This is a genomic window from Streptomyces sp. NPDC055189 (assembly GCF_053606765.1).
In genome coordinates this window covers 58,561-73,817 of sequence record NZ_JBSGSG010000006.1, presented here as the reverse complement: position 1 = coordinate 73,817, position 15,257 = coordinate 58,561, and the positions used below count along the sequence as shown (strand labels likewise).

General features: G+C 69.4%; 16 protein-coding genes and 1 pseudogene. 12 read left to right on the top strand and 5 right to left on the bottom strand.

Going from position 1 to position 15,257, the window contains the following annotated elements; all coding sequences use genetic code 11:
* Together ACWFR3_RS06550 and ACWFR3_RS06545 are read left to right on the top strand one after the other, a co-directional pair.
* Positions 1–228 carry a gas vesicle protein gene (locus tag ACWFR3_RS06550; protein WP_453733435.1) on the top strand — a complete coding sequence of 76 codons (228 nt, stop codon included), beginning with the start codon at positions 1–3 and terminating at the stop codon, positions 226–228.
* A complete protein-coding gene (locus ACWFR3_RS06545; RefSeq protein ID WP_453733434.1) occupies positions 225–503 on the top strand; it encodes a gas vesicle protein K in 279 nt (92 codons plus the stop codon). The genes ACWFR3_RS06550 and ACWFR3_RS06545 overlap by 4 nt, the downstream gene beginning before the upstream one ends.
* A 262-nt stretch (positions 504–765) precedes the next feature.
* Here ACWFR3_RS06545 and ACWFR3_RS06540 read toward each other — a convergent pair whose 3' ends face one another.
* Both ACWFR3_RS06540 and ACWFR3_RS06535 read right to left on the bottom strand, forming a co-directional pair.
* Entirely contained in the window at positions 766–1,278 is a 513-nt protein-coding gene (locus tag ACWFR3_RS06540) for an ATP-binding protein (protein WP_453733433.1), read from the bottom strand.
* Entirely contained in the window at positions 1,275–1,703 is a 429-nt protein-coding gene (locus tag ACWFR3_RS06535) for a hypothetical protein (protein ID WP_453733432.1), read from the bottom strand. The genes ACWFR3_RS06540 and ACWFR3_RS06535 overlap by 4 nt, the downstream gene beginning before the upstream one ends.
* Before the next feature lie 272 nt (positions 1,704–1,975).
* Between ACWFR3_RS06535 and ACWFR3_RS06530 the strand changes: the two genes are divergently transcribed.
* The 3 genes and pseudogenes from ACWFR3_RS06530 to ACWFR3_RS06520 all read left to right on the top strand — a co-directional run.
* A complete protein-coding gene (locus ACWFR3_RS06530; RefSeq protein ID WP_453733431.1) occupies positions 1,976–3,253 on the top strand; it encodes a hypothetical protein in 1,278 nt (425 codons plus the stop codon).
* Positions 3,250–3,798, top strand: coding sequence for an N-acetyltransferase family protein (locus tag ACWFR3_RS06525; RefSeq protein WP_453733430.1), 549 nt, complete (start codon positions 3,250–3,252; stop codon positions 3,796–3,798). The genes ACWFR3_RS06530 and ACWFR3_RS06525 overlap by 4 nt, the downstream gene beginning before the upstream one ends.
* Before the next feature lie 55 nt (positions 3,799–3,853).
* A pseudogene (locus ACWFR3_RS06520) lies at positions 3,854–4,041 on the top strand (IS5/IS1182 family transposase); the annotation flags it as partial.
* Positions 4,042–4,050: 9 nt separating this feature from the next.
* Here ACWFR3_RS06520 and ACWFR3_RS06515 read toward each other — a convergent pair.
* Together ACWFR3_RS06515 and ACWFR3_RS06510 are read right to left on the bottom strand one after the other, a co-directional pair.
* Complete coding sequence (locus ACWFR3_RS06515) at positions 4,051–6,177, bottom strand: ATP-binding protein (protein ID WP_453733429.1); 2,127 nt, start codon at positions 6,175–6,177, stop codon at positions 4,051–4,053.
* A gap of 419 nt (positions 6,178–6,596) precedes the next feature.
* Entirely contained in the window at positions 6,597–7,190 is a 594-nt protein-coding gene (locus ACWFR3_RS06510) for a TetR/AcrR family transcriptional regulator C-terminal domain-containing protein (RefSeq protein ID WP_453733570.1), read from the bottom strand.
* Between the two features lie 80 nt (positions 7,191–7,270).
* Between ACWFR3_RS06510 and ACWFR3_RS06505 the strand changes: the two genes are divergently transcribed.
* From ACWFR3_RS06505 to ACWFR3_RS06480, 6 genes are all read left to right on the top strand, one after another.
* Entirely contained in the window at positions 7,271–8,515 is a 1,245-nt protein-coding gene (locus tag ACWFR3_RS06505) for an FAD-dependent monooxygenase (RefSeq protein WP_453733428.1), read from the top strand.
* 1,161 nt (positions 8,516–9,676) lie between these two features.
* A complete protein-coding gene (locus ACWFR3_RS06500) occupies positions 9,677–10,105 on the top strand; it encodes a hypothetical protein (protein WP_453733427.1) in 429 nt (142 codons plus the stop codon).
* A gap of 749 nt (positions 10,106–10,854) precedes the next feature.
* Positions 10,855–11,103, top strand: a complete 249-nt coding sequence (locus tag ACWFR3_RS06495) for a hypothetical protein (protein ID WP_453733426.1) — start codon at positions 10,855–10,857, stop codon at positions 11,101–11,103.
* 203 nt (positions 11,104–11,306) lie between these two features.
* On the top strand, positions 11,307–12,107 hold the full coding sequence (locus ACWFR3_RS06490; protein ID WP_453733425.1) for an alpha/beta fold hydrolase: 801 nt from the start codon (positions 11,307–11,309) through the stop codon (positions 12,105–12,107).
* Positions 12,107–13,396, top strand: coding sequence for a PP2C family protein-serine/threonine phosphatase (locus ACWFR3_RS06485; protein ID WP_453733424.1), 1,290 nt, complete (start codon positions 12,107–12,109; stop codon positions 13,394–13,396). The genes ACWFR3_RS06490 and ACWFR3_RS06485 overlap by 1 nt, the downstream gene beginning before the upstream one ends.
* Positions 13,393–13,746, top strand: a complete 354-nt coding sequence (locus ACWFR3_RS06480) for an STAS domain-containing protein (protein ID WP_453733423.1) — start codon at positions 13,393–13,395, stop codon at positions 13,744–13,746. The genes ACWFR3_RS06485 and ACWFR3_RS06480 overlap by 4 nt, the downstream gene beginning before the upstream one ends.
* Here the strand turns inward: ACWFR3_RS06480 and ACWFR3_RS06475 are convergent.
* Positions 13,691–14,068, bottom strand: coding sequence for a barstar family protein (locus ACWFR3_RS06475; RefSeq protein WP_453733569.1), 378 nt, complete (start codon positions 14,066–14,068; stop codon positions 13,691–13,693). The genes ACWFR3_RS06480 and ACWFR3_RS06475 overlap by 56 nt on opposite strands.
* Positions 14,069–14,556: 488 nt before the next feature.
* On the opposite strand from ACWFR3_RS06475, the gene ACWFR3_RS06470 reads away from it, so the two are divergent.
* The gene (locus tag ACWFR3_RS06470) at positions 14,557–15,171 is read left to right on the top strand and encodes an NUDIX hydrolase (protein WP_453733422.1); all 615 of its coding nucleotides are present in this window, start codon (positions 14,557–14,559) and stop codon (positions 15,169–15,171) included.
* Positions 15,172–15,257: the final 86 nt, after the last annotated feature.

The window sequence follows — 15,257 nt, the reverse complement described above, 5'->3', positions numbered from 1 at the left end:
GTGGAAAGGGATGTCGTGCCCTGGGACAGTCCGGAGCCCCTGTCGGGTCCCCTCGGCGTGCCGCTCGTTGACCTGCTGGACCGGGTGCTTGCCACGGGCGTTGTGGTCAGCGGCGACCTCGTCATCGCCATCGCCGACGTGCCCCTCGTACGCCTGTCGCTGCACGCTCTGCTGTCCTCGGTCAACGAGCGGGTGCCCGCGCCGTGGGCCGACGGGGGGCCGCTGTGACGAGATCACGCGTTGACCTGGACTCCGAGAAGATGGGGCGCGACCTGGTGGCCCTGGTCCTGACGGTGGTCGAACTGCTGCGGCAGCTGATGGAGCGGCAGGCCATCCGCCGGGTGGAACAGGGAGGGCTGAGCGACGAGCAGGTCGAGGAGATCGGCACCACCCTCATGCTGCTCGACCAGCGTATGCAGGAACTCTGCGACCAGCACGGGGTACTCCCGGAGGACCTGAACTTGGACCTCGGCCCTCTTGGCTCGCTCCTGCCTCGGGACTGAGGGTGTTCCTCCTGTGCCCTGAGGGCAGGCGCTGCGGGAGGACCTGAAGTGATCTCTGCAGGGAACCCCTTGAACACCTTGGCAACCGGCCCGTCGACAGGAAGCCCGTCGGAGCGCGGCAATACGAATGTTCCCGCAGAGGTTGCAAAGACTGATTCTGCCGACCGGGTTCGCTGCAACGTGCGCGGCGGGGTAGTCAGGTCCGTGCGCAAGAGGCCGCGCAAAGGCGAGGGCCCTCTCCTCGCACAGCACCCGGGCATGGTCAGAAGTGCTTTCGGGGGACATCGGGGGTGTCCTCGGTGGTACGGGGAGGGGCCAGCGCCTGTTGGGCGGGCAGGTCGATTTCCGCTCGCACGATGGTGCCGCCACCGTCGTCCCGGCTCTGCTCCCACCGGCTCGCCAGGGCTTCGACGATCAGCAGGCCGCGGCCGTGCTCGGCATTGGGCTCCGCCTGCTGGGCGCGGAGTCGGCGGTTGGGGCCATGGTCGCCGACGCTCACGGCGGCCTCGGCATCGGTGAGGATGACCTCGACCATGATCTCCGGACTCTGCGTGTAGGTCACCGCGTTGGTGGCCAGCTCGCTGACGATCAACTGCAGATCCGCGCACACGGCCTCGCACACACCCCAGTCGGCCAGGATGAGCCCGACATAGGCGCGGGCCTCCCCCGGCGTGCGTTCGGAATATCCGGACAGCCGCCAGCGAGCGCTCAACGACTGCGAGATACCGGCGGGCGGCTCGGCCGCGTGCCTCCCGGGTCCTGCGGGATACCTCACGCCGGCGCCCCCTCCGGCCGCATCGGAGCACAGTCCGTCCGGCGGAGGCCGTCCGGCGGATAGAGCGCGCAGGCTGCTGCCCCGCACAGCCACGCCCGCAGCGCGATCCGCTCGGCAGGTGTCCGGGCGATTTCCCGCTCCGCCGGGGCGATGAGGACGTTCACCTCACCTCGCAGCACCAGCTGCTCCACCGCGCACCAGCCGATCCGTCGGCGGCGCGGGACAGAAGGCGGCGCCAGGTCATACACCTCGTGGACGACCGGCCAGCCGCACGCATCAGCGCAGTTGCGGAGACTCACGAGCATCCGGGCCGCTGTCTGCGAGTTTTGGCTGCAGGTATAGAGCACGCTGTGGGGGTGATCGGGCACCGCAGCCGACAGCGCGGTGACCGCCACATCGGGTGCAGGTGCCGGGGTCTTGGGCATCGTGCCTCAGCTCCAGAGCTTGCGAGAGGAAGGCCGTTGGCACGAACCCCGGAACGCGGTGAAGGGGTGCTGGGGTTCCGTGCACAAGCTGGCTGGGGCTCATAGATCGCCCCGGCGGGAACGGCCCGGACATCCGCTCTGATATCCGTGTGAAGCAAACCGCCAACTGCGCCGAGCAGCCAGGCAATTCCGTCGGCGTTCACCCACGCTGAGACCGGTAATTTTTGCCCTGCCGGGACTACGGACCGTACGGTGCGCACTACCGTTGGCGCATGACAGGCAATGTGCTCCTCGCCGCCCGGATGCAGGCAGCCGGCCTGCGGCAGCAGGAGCTCGCACAGGCCCTGAACCGGCGGATCGAGGCGTTCTGCGGCACGCCGGGGAAGCTGCAGGACAGGCACGTGCGGAACTGGCTGACCGGCAGAACCCTGTGGCCCCAGGCGCGACAACGGCGTGCTCTCGAAGAGGAATTCGGGTGCCCCGCCGAGGAGCTGGGTTTCTGCCGACCCGCTCGGTTATCCGCTGCCCATCCCGTGCCACTGGAGGATTCCGTGCGGCGACGCACCTTCGCCGGCGCTGCGGCCGGACTCGCCGCCGCGGCTGCCCTCCCCGCTGCCCCGCGACCCCATCACATCGGGATGGGGGATGCTGCCCGGCTGGAAACCCAGTTCACCGCCCTGGTCGCCGATGACAACGCACACGGCGGCACGATCAAACTCGAGACCCGTGCGCTCGCTTTCGCCCACCACGCCGCAGAACTACAGGCCGTCGGATCCGCCACGCAGCGCGTACGCGCACGCCTGTACTCTTTGGCCGCCTCCTTCACCGGTACCGCGGTGTGGGCCGCGGTCGACGCGCGCGTACCCGAGCGCGCGCAGCAGCACCTCGGGCGCGCGATGACCCTGGCCGGCCTCGCCGCGGACCCGCAGGTCCAGCTGCGTCTGTGGGGTCTGGCCACCCTCCTGGCGAGCCAGCAGCAGCTTCCGCACGACGCATTCGCCGCGGCGCGGGCGGGCAGTGCTTCTCCCGCCTGCCGCCGTGATCCCCTCTTCCGCTCCTTCGCCGCCGCCCGCCTCTGCCTGGTCCAGGCAGCATCCGGGGATGCCTCCGCCGCGCTGCGCAGTCTGGACCAGGCCCGCACCTCCTTCGTCCACGCCGACCCGCAGGACCGGCGGCCCTCCTGGATCGGCTTCTACGACCTGGCCGAACTGGAGGGCATCTCGGCCCTGGCCATGGCCTACCTCGGCCGGCATCAGCAGTCCGAGGCCTACCTGCACCGCACACTGGCCCGGCTGCGCCCGCAGTACACCCGCAACCGGGCCTACTACCGCGCCCAGCTGGCGCTGGCCCAGCTCCGCCAGGGCGACGCCGAGCACGCCTGCACGACCGCCGCCTCTGTACTGCCTCCCGCCGGCGGTGATTCACTGACCGCGCGTACCGGCAGGCTACTGGCCACCTTCACCGGCACTCTGCCGACGGCCGCGCCCGGCGCCCGGTGCGCCGCCCAGTGGGCCCAGTTGTACGACAGCAGGAAGGGCAGGACCTCGTGACCGTCGAGATCAGGCACTACACCGCGCAGCAACTGCCCGGCATCCGGCAACTACTCAGCGAAATCCACGTCGAGGTACGCCTGCACGACTTCGGCCTCACCAGCGAGTTCAACAAAGCCGAACGCTTCGACCAACGGCTGCGCAGCTACAGCGCACGGCCGGGATTCACCGCCGTGGTCGGCTTCGAGGACGACCAGGCCGTCGGCTTCGCCTTCGGCCTCACCCTGGCAGCCGACACCCGCTGGTGGTCCTCCATGACCACTCCCCTGCCCGGCGGGTTCACCGACGAGGACGGCACCCGCACCGCCGCACTCAACGAGATCGTGGTCCGCAAGCCCTGGCGCGGCCGCGGCATCGCTTGGCAGATCCACCAGGAATGGCTGGCCAAACGCACCGAACAGCGAGTAACACTGCTGGTCAACCCCCAAGCCGGCGACGGAGCCGTCCAGGCGGTCTACGAAGCCTGGGGCTACCGCACCGTCGGCCACCAACAGCCCTTCCCCGACTCCCCCCACTACGCGGCGATGATCCGCCCCCTGACCTGACCAAGACGGAATTGAAAACATCGCCTGGAGCTGACAGACCCCTTCCGCCTTCGACCGGAAGAGAATCGAGTCCAGCGAGCGATTGGGACGTCGCCGCTGGATGATCGAGCGCATCCCGTCCCTGCTGTCCGGCTACCGTGGCCTCAGCCCACGATGCCAGTGCAACCCCCGCAGCTATCTGGCCTTTTCGGCCTCGCCGCGGCCCTGTGCTGCTACAAACGACTGGTCCGCCCCACCACGTAGGACGCGGTTTTATGTGGCGTGCAGGACGGTGGCGAGGCCGTCGTCGACGGTGGTTTCCAGGCCCTTGCGGAAGGCCGTCTCGTAGGCCGTGTCACCGATGGTCTGCTGGGCGCGGCGCTCGCAGGCCTGGCGGATGGCGACGAGGCCCGGTGAGTCCATCTGAGCGCTGCCGATGATCTGCCAGACGTGTCCGCCGAGGCCGAGCAGCCAGGCCGCCTGTTCCGCGTTGCCGTCGGCCAGGACTGCCGAGGCCAGCGCGTCCAGGACTACGGCGATTCCCGTGGTGTTGTGGAGTGCGTAGTGTCCTTCGAGCGCCGCCCGGGCGTGCCTGGTTGCCGCGTCCGGGTTGTCCTGGCCGAGATCGACCATCGCCCGTAGGTAGTCGGCGTAGGAACACACCCAGCGCTCGCCGTAGCGTCGGCAGTCCGCCCGCAGGGCATCGGCCACGGCCCGGGCACGGGTGAACTCCCGCAGGTGAAGGTGGGCGTACAGGCGCGAGAGGCGGATTTGCAGCGGGGCGATCTCGTAGCGGGCTTCGCCCACACGCCGGTACGGGGCGCCGTCCAGGACCTCGGCCGCACGGGCCAGCTCCCCCCGCATCGCCAGGCCCATGCCCAGGACCGCGGCAGCTGCTGCGGCGGCGCCGCTGTTTTCCTGCCCCGGCTCCGACGCCGCGTGCGTGCAGGAATCTCCCCAGTGGACCGCGGCCTTGAGGTCCCCGCGCGCGAACGCGAGGGAGCTGCGGGCGAACAGCGCCCAGGTGCGGGCGGGGCCCGGCCCGGGATCCCGGCCCAGGACCAGGTCCAGATAGCGCTCCCCGTCCCGGCTCAACCCGCAGTGCCGCCAGAGGAACCCCAGGCACCCCGCCATCTCCAGGCAGGTGTCCTGTCCCTGAGTCTTGAGGCAGAAGTCCATCGCGGCCCGCATGTTGGCGTGCTCGAGGAGGCTGCGCTCGCACCACAGGACCTGGTCCGGCCCTGTCCACTCGTCGCAGCCTCGTCGGGCCAGGCGCAGGTAGTGCTCCTGGTGGCGCCGGCGTGCCTGCTGCTCCTCGCCGAGCCCGTGCAGCCACTGCTCGCCGTACTCGCGAAGGGTGTCGAGCATCGTGTACCGAGGACCGTGCGCAGCGTCCGTGCGCTGCATGATGGATTTGCCGACCAGTCCGGACAGCAGTTCCGGTGCCCGCGCGTCGCTGATCGGCCCTTCGGAGCAGACACGTACGGCCGCCTGTTCGTCGAAGCCGCCGGCGAACACCGAGAGCCGGGCCCAGGCCAGTCGCTCCAGCGGCGTACACAACTCGTGGCTCCAGCCGATGGTGGTATGCAGCGCCCGGTGCCGGGGCTCGCCCTCGCCTCCCGGTGCGCGCTGTGCGGTGAGCGTTTCGAAACGGGTGTGCAGGCGATCGCTGAGTTGCTCCAGGGACATCTCCAGGAGTCGGCTGGCGGCAAGTTCGATAGCGAGGGGGATGCCTTCCAGACGGGCGCAGATCCCGCCGATGGCCGGACCGTCCTCCTTGGAGAGGACTGTCCCGGGTGCGGCACTGCGGACTCGTTCCTGGAAGAGCAGGGCCGCGTCACTGTCCGCGCCGGCGGGGAGGCCGCGGGGTGAGGCGACCGGCAGCGGGGGGACCCACAGCACACGCTCACCGCTCAGGCCCAGGGCGCGGCGGCTGGTGGCCAGGATGCGCACACCGGGAGCAGTCGCCAGCAGCGCCTGCACCACCTCGCCGACTGCGGTGACCAGGTGTTCGCAGCAGTCCAGGATCAGCAACAGCCGTTTGTCGGCCAGCCGTTCGGCCACCATCTCGATCGCAGGCCTGGTGGTCTGGTCGGTCAGCTGAAGGGCCTCGTAGATGGTGAGTGCGATCAGGTTCGGGGTCGGGGCGTGCAGCGGGGAGAACTCGGCCAGCCATACGCCGTCGGGGAAGGCGGCCCGGGCCTCGGCTCCGGCGCGACGGGCCAGGCGGGTCTTGCCCGCCCCGCCCACTCCGGTCAGCGTGACCAGCCGAGCCTCGGCCAAGCCGTCCGCTACGGCGGCCAGTTCGGCCCTCCGCCCGACGAAACTTGTCACCTCGGCAGGCAGATTCCCCGCCGCCCACCCCGGCCGGACCTCTCCCATGGTGGTCGCCTCCCGCACGCCGGCCACGATCCGTGGCCCGGGCCGAGTCTGGTCCCCGGGGCGCCGTCCCGCGGCCGGGATGCCAGGTGATGCCCGATTCTTCGCACGGAGCGCTCACATAGTCACAGCACCGCGCCTCGTCGCGGTCATTTTCTGTATGTCACCGGTCAGCGAGTTCTGCGCACGGTAGGCACGAAGTCTCGCAACGAATCAATTCCCCGCATCCGCCACCCAATCCGATGCAGCACCGACCGGATCACAGACCTCATCCGCACCGTCCTCACCCCTCCTCCCGCAGGCCAGAGACATGATGAAGGGGCTCACCGAGACGACCCGCACCCCGTGCCGCCCCTCGTGGAGTGCGGCCGGAGCCGCGGCAGCGAGCCGGTCCAGGGCGGCCTGGCCGAGGAAGACCGGGACTGCGGGCCCGTGCCGGGTCAGGCCGGCGACGGTGCGCGGGAGGCCGGGCCGGTTGGCGCGGTGTGCTGGTCGAGGCCGCCGAGGATGAGTGCCAGGCCCGCCTCGAATGCCTCTTCGTGACCGAGTACGGGCACGTCGTCCGGCAGGTTCTGGCGGCCGGGCGGGTCCGTGTCCGCCTGCTCCTCCAGGACGCAGCCGACGGTGTAGCGGCCGGCGGCCAGCATGGCCATCTGCGCGTGGCGCCGGGGCACGCCGGAGGTGACCAGGAAGGCGATCTTGCGGCGGATGCGGTCGAGGTCGCCGGTCGGAGTGCTGCCGGCGTGCAGCCGGGCACCGTCGCGTCGCATCAGCAGCGTGCGGCGCAAGCTGCGGGAGTTGTCGAGGAACCAGGTACGCCAGTCGTCGCCGGGCGAGGGCAGCGGCGCGTCGGCGTGCGGGGCCATGGCCGCCTGCGCCATCGCCGCCAGGAGGTCCTTCTTGGTTTTGAAGTGGTAGTAGAGCGAGGGCTGCTCGACACCCAGGCGCCTGGCCAGCCGCCGGGTGCTGACTGTCTCCAGGCCCACCTCGTCCAGCAGGTCCAGCGCCTGGGTGACGACGGTTTCACGGTTCATCTTGGTCACGTTGACAATCTATCGCTGATAGAAGACTGTGGAAAGGAATCAATCACCGATAGATTTTGAGGTGGCCGGACATGACGAAGACGACCGCGAAGCGTCCGCTGCGCATCCTCGTCGCCGGCGGCGGCATCGCGGGACAGGCGCTGGCCTTCTGGCTCACCCGCGGCGGCCACCGGGTGACGGTCCTCGAGCGCTTCCCGCAGCTGCGCGCCCAGGGCGCGCAGGTCGACCTGCGCGGGCAGGGCATCGAGGCCGTCGAGCGCATGGGGCTGCTGGAAACGGTGCGCAGCCGGCTGGTGGACGAGGCGGGCGTCGCGTTCGTCGACTCCCGCGGCAGGCCGAAGGCGACGATCATGGCGAACACCTCCGGCAGGGGGCGCCAGAGCCTGACCTCGGAGTTCGAGATCATGCGCGGCGACCTCGTGCGCATCCTGCACGAGGCGACCGGGGACGACGCCCAGTACGTCTTCGGCAAGAGCCTCGACGGCTTCGACCAGCACGGCGACCAGGTCACGGCCCGCTTCTCGGACAACACCCGCGGCGAGTACGACCTGCTGATCGGCGCCGACGGACAGGGCTCGCGCACCCGCCGGGCGCTGCTCCCGGAAGGCTTGGACCCGTACTGGCGCACGGGCATGCACATGGCCTACTGGTTCGTGCCGCGCACCGCCTCCGACAGCAACATCCGCGACACCTACATGGTCCCGGGCGGCCGGCAGATCATGCGCCGCAGCCACAACGCGACCGAAACCCAGGTGTACTTCGTGATGCGCGACTCGTCGGCGCAGGCCTCCGCGGTCCACCGCGCGCCCGTCGAGCAGCAGCAGACATTCTGGGCCGAGCGGTTCCGGAACGCCGGCTGGCAGACCGGCCGCTTCATCAAGGGCATGAAGGACAGCCCGTTCTTCTACTCCCAGGAGATCGCCCAGGTGCGCATCGACACATGGTCACAGGGCCGCGTGGTCCTGGCCGGCGACGCCGCGCACTGCGCCTCCCCCTACAGCGGCATGGGCATCTCCGGCGCACTCGCCGGCGCCTACGTCCTGGCCGGGGAAATCAACCGGCACCCGCACGACCTGCCCACCGCCCTGGCCAACTACGACCGCATCCTGCGGCCCTTCACCGACCAGATCCAGGCCACGGTCAACCCCCGCATCCTGCGCATCGGCATGCCCCGCAGCAGACACGCCATCAGCGCCTTCCAGAACGCCACCGCGCTGGCCTGCCTCCTCCGTATCCCCGACCTGGCCGCACGGTGCTCCAAGGAAGACCGCGGTGGCCACTGGCAACTGCCCGCCTACACCGCCGCCTCCACCTGAGCCAGCCCGCGCTGCCCCCGACGGCGCGGCGGGCAGGAGCGGCCACCGCCTTCACCGCCGGGTGCACCGTGCCGACTGCGGACACGGCCGGATACAGCACCGCACATACCCTGGATGCCCGTCTCGCTGCGACAATCGTGCGGAGCCCGGGTGACCTGCTTTCCGGGCTCCGGCATACGCCCGCGTTACGGATCCGGCCCCGCCACACGGCACGGCCGCTGCCCGGCCCGCCGCGGAACCAGCCAGGGCATCGCAGGGACCGCCGCCCCCTTGACCGGCACTCAAGTACTCCAGCACCGGGGAGTGATCACCTGGTGCATCTCGATGTCCGCATCCTGCCCCACCCCGGCGACCGCCCGGCCATGCCCGGCCCGCGCCGACGCGCGCACATCTTGACCGGCTGCGCAGCCGTCCCCCGGGCTGTCGTCGAGCCAGCAGGCTGAGCCGGCCGGTCTCCTGATCGGTGCCCGGCATCCTGAGGAATTCGTCGGCGACGGGCACGGGGCCGGCATCGCATGGCGCCGCGGACGACGACTTTCCCCGGACCCCTGCGCATCACGCGGTGGCGCGCGAAAACACCATGCCCCTTGCACAGTTGCTTGCGGACGGCGACGATCCCTCCGAGCGTTACCTGATCACCAGACGGTTCACGGCCGGAGAGCGCCTCGCCTTTCGCAACACACCCATCCTGCACGCCCGCCACGCCTTCAACCCCGCCACCGGCACCCGCCGCCTCATCACCGCCTACACCCCCGGGACCAGCTCCAAGCCCGCACCCGATACCACCGCGATAGCCCCAACTAGCGCATGCTCCTGCCCCCGTAGCAACAGCGGCATCCCGACCGGTCACCCCTGCCGGCGCCCCGGACAGCGACAACGGATGCAGCGCTGCCATCACATCGTGCGGACAACGCAGGAGATACGCCAGGAGATGCGTGAGCAACCGGCGGCGCCGGGGTGCAGCCGGATACCCCCGGGACGAAAACACCGGAGCCGAACGCCCTCTTGGCGGGCCGGGGCAGCATTGTCGTACACCTCAGGTTTACGGGCCACATACCGCACTGGGTTGATGAGATGCCTTCTCCTTGGCCATAGCCTGCGTCCACTTCAATGCGCCGGGAAGTCACGGCACCCGGCTCGACGAGACTCAGGGGAAAAATCATGCGAGGTCTGCTCAAGCCCGCTGTTCGCACCGCCGGAGTCGCCATTGCGGGGGCGGCCATGCTGGTCGGGTTCGCCGGGCCGGGACACGCGGCGGGTGGGTATTACAAGGCCTCCACCAAGGACGACTGCGCGGACATGAGGGGGCACTACTACTACGACTATGTCGTCCACCAACAGGGCAGGGCGACCTACAACACTCGCTGGGACTTCATTGTCGACGCCTACGCCAACTCCTGCGGCTGGGGGCGGTCGTTCGCGCCATACGCCACATACAGCAAGTGGACGGGAACCAAGTGGGACTACTCCCACACCACTAAGTACACCCGGATCGGCACGAAGGGCACGGGCCGCAACGTGGCCGACGTGATGATCTACCTCTGTGAAGTCGGGAAGCCAAGCACCTGTGGAAGGATCCACGGAGCTTAGCGAGAGGCCACGGACATAGCAGCGCCTCGTGAGGACCGGGAGTTCGGCCCCTCCATGCGGCGGGGCGGGGCGGGGCGGCGAGTATGCCGATGTCCCAGTGTTCAGAACGTGCCGGGCAGCCGACAGCCGGTGCCCGGATTGCGCCCGCACGCCGGCGGGGTGCATCCCGTCCGGGCAGCGGTGCCAGTACCGCTTCGCATGCTGTCGGACGCGGTCCGTTCCTGGACGCGACTGCACGAGCGCCTCGGTACACCGGCCGGCCCGCTGGCCTTCGACACGGGCAACAAGGTCGTACGGACCGGAGGCCACCGCCTCACGAACGCCTTGCGAACAGCAAGCCCAGCGAGTCCCTCGCCACGAGCACGGCTGACGCGACCCTGTCCGAAACTCACCGGTCCGATGACACTGACCGCGATCCCATCCCCTTCGAGCGGAGGAACGCAATGCGCAAACATGCGACGAGGAACCTGATCCGTGGTGTCCTCGCTGGGCTGTCGGGCATCACCGCCACGAGTACCGGCGGCTCGCGACGGCCCATCATGCACGGCTGGCTCATCTGCACCGAGCGCTCGGCAGCCTGCGCGGGGTCGTGGAACCGGCTGTGAGGGAGGCCGACTGGGCCCAGGCTCATGCCTGGCTCAGCGATCTGCGCGACCGTCTTGGACAGGCCGCCTGGACAGCGCGCTGGACGAGGTCACTTCCTCGGACGGGGCCCGGATCGATCAGCTCTTGAACGGGGACTTCGACCTGTGGCCCTCGCCGCCGCCCAGTCCCTCCCGTCGCCAGACCTGACGACACCTGTGATCCTGCCCGGAGTCCGGATCGCCGGCTACAACAGGCCGGTCGCGGCCTTCGGCGACCGGCTCTGGCCGCTGGACCCGCTGGTCGCCAACCCGAGTGCGACGCGCAAACGCATCGACTGGGCCAGCTTCCCGCCCCGTACTCGCGAAGAACGGCGCCTGGTGGCCTGGGTAATGATCAACAAGCCGCAACTGTAAAGCCAGCAGCTTCGCGGCCGACCCGGCACGAACAGGCGCGTGCTCCCGGCGACAGGACCGTCACCGCAGCAACGCGAGTGAGACGCAGTCCGCACTCAGCACTGCGCCCCGGCACGTCAGCCACGGCGGATCTATCACCGCGAATGACCCGTGGCTGCGGGCCACTTCCTGGGACCGGGCCAGGGGATGGGAAACTGGCGGGTATGGATATCCGTCGCAGGAACAACGTCACCGTCACCGGCCGTGCAGACGGGCCGGTGCTCCTGCTGGCGCACGGGTTCGGCTGCGACCAGAACATGTGGCGCCTGGTGGTTCCTGCGCTGGCCGAGCACTACCGGCTGGTGCTCTTCGACTATGTGGGCTCGGGCCGGGCCGACCCGTCGGCTTGGGACGAGCAGCGCTACAGCTCCCTGCAGGGCTACGCACAGGATGTGCTGGAGGTCTGCGAGGAGCTGGACCTGAGCGAGGTCACGTTCGTGGGGCACTCGGTCTCCGCGATGGTCGGCGTCCTCGCGGCGGCGAAGGCGCCGCAGCGTCTGTCCCGGCTGGTGATGGTCGCTCCCTCCCCGCGCTACATCGACGAGGACGGCTACCGCGGCGGGTTCAGCGCCGACGACATCGATGAGCTGCTGGAGTCGCTGGAGTCGAACTACCTGGGCTGGTCGGCGGCGATGGCCCCGATCATCATGGGCAACGCGGAGCGCCCCGAGCTCGGTCAGGAGCTGACGACGTCGTTCTGCGCGACCGACCCGGACATGGCCCGCGTCTTCGCCCGCACCACGTTCCTGTCCGACAGCCGCAAAGACCTCAAGACGGTCACCGCGCCGACGCTGGTCCTGGAATGCCGGCAGGACGTGATCGCGCCCCGGGAGGTCGGCGCCTACGTCCGCGATGCGATCCCCGGCAGCCGGCTGGTCACCCTGGAGGCGACGGGGCACTGCCCGCAGCTGAGCGCACCGCAGGCCACCGCGGAGGCGATCACCGAGTTCCTGGGAGCGGCCTGATGATGTGCCGCACCGACCAGTCGGCGCCGGAGCCGGGCGAGGGGCATGACGTGGACGCCACGGACGCGGTGTTCACGTCGCTGCTGGAGGACAGTGCCGAGGAACTGTACGAGCAGGCGCCCTGCGGGTATCTGTCGACGCTGATGGACGGCACCATCGCGAAGATCAACACCACGCTGCTGGACTGGCTGGGTCTGGACCGCTCCCAGGTGGTGGGGCGGATGCGGTTCACCGACCTGCTGACCGTGGGCGGCAAGCTCTATCACGAGACGCACTTCGCGCCGCTGCTGCAGATGAAGGGCGAGGCCAGCGGCATCGCCATGGACATCAAGGCCGCAGGCAAGCGGCGGATGCCGGTGCTGGTCACCTCCAAGGTGAAGACCAGCGAAGACGGCGAGCCCATGCTGATCCGCACCACCGTCTTCGACGCCCGCGACCGCCGCGCCTACGAGGCCGAACTACTGCGCGGCCGCAAGGCAGCCGAAGAAGCACACCGGCAGTCCGAGGCTGACCGTACCCGGCTCCAGGAAGCACTCGCCGTTCTCCAGCAGAGCCTGCTGCCCAGCGCACTGCCCGTCGTGCCGGGACTCGAAGCCGGCTCCCACTACCACACCGCCTCCCCGGACCTGCTGGGCGGAGACTTCTACGACCTGTTCCCCCTGGACGGCGGCCGGTGGGCGTTCTTCCTCGGCGACGTGTGCGGCAAGGGCCCCCAGGCCGCTGCCGTCACCTCGCTGGCCCGCTACACCCTGCGCGCCGCCGCCCTGCACGACGCCGACCCCGTCACCGTGCTGACCACCCTGAACACGGTGCTCCACGAGCGGTACGCCAGCGGCGAGGGACGCTACTGCACCGCCATATTCGGCGTCCTCGAACCCGACGACGACCGCGTCCGGGTCCACCTGGCCTCCGGCGGCCACCCCTCCGCACTGATCCAGCGCGCCGACGGCAGCGCCGACTACCTCCCCACCCCCGGCGGACTCCTCGTCGGCGTCCTGCCCAAGGCACCATTCGCCGCCGCCCGCACCGACCTGCTCCCCGGCGACACCCTGCTCCTGTACACCGACGGCCTCACCGAGGCCCGCATCGGAGCCGAGCGCGAGCTGTACGGCGAAGACGCCCTGCGCGCCTTCACTGCCGCCCAGCCGTCAACGGGCCCGCAGGCCCTGATCACCGCCCTGTCCGGACTGCTGACCTCGTTCGGCGAGGGACTCGACGACGACACCGCGCTGCTCGCCCTCGGTGTACCCGCTAACCATCCCGTCTCCGCGAATGTAGACCTGTCATGAGTGCACTGACGATCACCACCCGAGACGCCGACACCGGTCCCGTATTGGGCATCGCCGGTGACCTCGACTACGACACGGCACCCGAACTCCGCAAGGCCGTCGACGGCCTGGCTGTTACCGCAGGGCAACTGTTGGTCGTAGATCTGGCTGGTCTGGCCTTCTGCGACTCCAGCGGAATCAGCGCCCTGCTGTCCGCGCGCAGCCTGACCAGTGAACGAGGTGCCGACATAGCCCTGGCAGCAGTCCCCGTCAACACCGCCCGCATCCTGCGCATCGTCGGCCTGGACCAGGTCTTCACCATCTACCCGGACACCGCAGTGGCCACTGCCACCCGCTCCACCACTCACTGACCCTGTCGAGCAGCAGCATTCCGAGCCGGGTTCGAGTTCCGCGCTCCTCACGTGCCTCGGTCAGTTCGGCACGGACAGGAAAGCGATTCGCGGGGTGGCAGCGTGCAAGGTGCATCTCCAGCTGGCGCGCCGTTTCCGCATGGCTCAGATGCTCACGAGACACCTGGTGATCCCGCCACTCAACCACGTAGTCATCGTCGTCAGGAGTCCCGAAACCGCCGCTGAGGCAGTCGGCGAAAGCGTCGAGATTCTTGCCGAAGTAGCCCTCGGGGCCGTTGATCGCCTCTCCGATGACCTGCCAGAAGTCCTCGAGTGTCCCGATCCGGGCGCCTCACAGTACATATATTGCTGTCACATCCTGCAGGATATGTGGCACGTCGACGTCTACCGAGCGCGACGCAGTCGTCGGACAGCTGGTCTCCCCGGGTAGCCGATCCCGCCCCGGCCCTGCTGTAACTGCACACGATGCCGAACTGCGCGCGATGCGCCTGGCCGTTGTGCCGCTCGTGCGTCCGGAGCGCGATGCCGGGAACGCTTGCCCTGGAGCACGCGGACACGTGGGGGCACCGTGCGCGCGCCATGAGGCCTCCCCGTATCCGCGGGCCGGCCCGGCGCTCGGCTGTCAGTTCGCCATCCTGTGCGCACCTCAGAGAGACGCAATGCCGACGGGATCTCCCGCGGTCACCCTTCAGCATCATGCTTCGGAGCCAAAGGGGCCGAGTCCCCCACCCCTCCACCGTCGTCGGCCAGCCGTACGGAGGCTGCTGGTGCCGGACCTCCGTTGTCAGTCCTCCATGCCAAGATCCGCGCATGACCTCAACGGACTGTCCACTCATCACCCCGGACGATCAGCCGCGTGCGCATCTTCTGGAGCTGGTGGACGCGATCGAACCGTGGGACGACCTGGAACGCACCCATCTCAGGACTGCCAAGCAGTGGCTCCAGAGCGGAGCGCCCGCCTACCGGGTACGCAAGCCGGATGTTCCGGCGATGCACTTGGTGTGCTACTTCGTCGCCCTCGACGACTCGGCCGGGCGACAGCTGCTCGTCGCACACCGCAAGGCGGGCCTGTGGCTGCCGACAGGCGGACACGTCGAGCCGGACGAGGACCCGTGGGCCGCGGTGGTCCGCGAATGCAGCGAGGAACTGGGGATCGACGCCGTGGCATCGCCGATCGCTGGCGAGCATCCCTTCTTCCTCACCGTCACCCGAACCCGTGGGCAGGGCCAGCACACCGATGTCTCGCTCTGGTACCTCCTCAGCGCTGACCCCAACACCATCGCTTCTTTTGACCAGGGCGAGTTCGACGCGATCCGGTGGCTGACCGACGAGGAGGTACTCCAGGAGCAGGACGAGGTACTCGACCCGCACATGCACCGCTTCACTCGCAAGCTGCAGCACGCCCGCGCCGGTTCCTGGGGATAGCAGCCAGCGCTTTCCACGACGTGGGCCCTCCGTCGCCACCATGAGGTGAAGGGCCGCCAGGCTGGGGAGTTGCCTGACGCTCAGGC

Excerpts from the sequence above, each read along its gene's own strand:
- ACWFR3_RS06535 (WP_453733432.1), bottom strand. The coding sequence starts at position 1,703 with ATGCCCAAGACCCCGGCACCTGCACCCGATGTGGCGGTCACCGCGCTG.
- ACWFR3_RS06530 (WP_453733431.1), top strand. The coding sequence starts at position 1,976 with ATGACAGGCAATGTGCTCCTCGCCGCCCGGATGCAGGCAGCCGGCCTG.
- ACWFR3_RS06510 (WP_453733570.1), bottom strand. The coding sequence starts at position 7,190 with ATGAACCGTGAAACCGTCGTCACCCAGGCGCTGGACCTGCTGGACGAG.
- ACWFR3_RS06505 (WP_453733428.1), top strand. The coding sequence starts at position 7,271 with ATGACGAAGACGACCGCGAAGCGTCCGCTGCGCATCCTCGTCGCCGGC.
- ACWFR3_RS06500 (WP_453733427.1), top strand. The coding sequence starts at position 9,677 with ATGCGAGGTCTGCTCAAGCCCGCTGTTCGCACCGCCGGAGTCGCCATT.
- ACWFR3_RS06490 (WP_453733425.1), top strand. The coding sequence starts at position 11,307 with ATGGATATCCGTCGCAGGAACAACGTCACCGTCACCGGCCGTGCAGAC.
- ACWFR3_RS06485 (WP_453733424.1), top strand. The coding sequence starts at position 12,107 with ATGATGTGCCGCACCGACCAGTCGGCGCCGGAGCCGGGCGAGGGGCAT.
- ACWFR3_RS06480 (WP_453733423.1), top strand. The coding sequence starts at position 13,393 with ATGAGTGCACTGACGATCACCACCCGAGACGCCGACACCGGTCCCGTA.
- ACWFR3_RS06470 (WP_453733422.1), top strand. The coding sequence starts at position 14,557 with ATGACCTCAACGGACTGTCCACTCATCACCCCGGACGATCAGCCGCGT.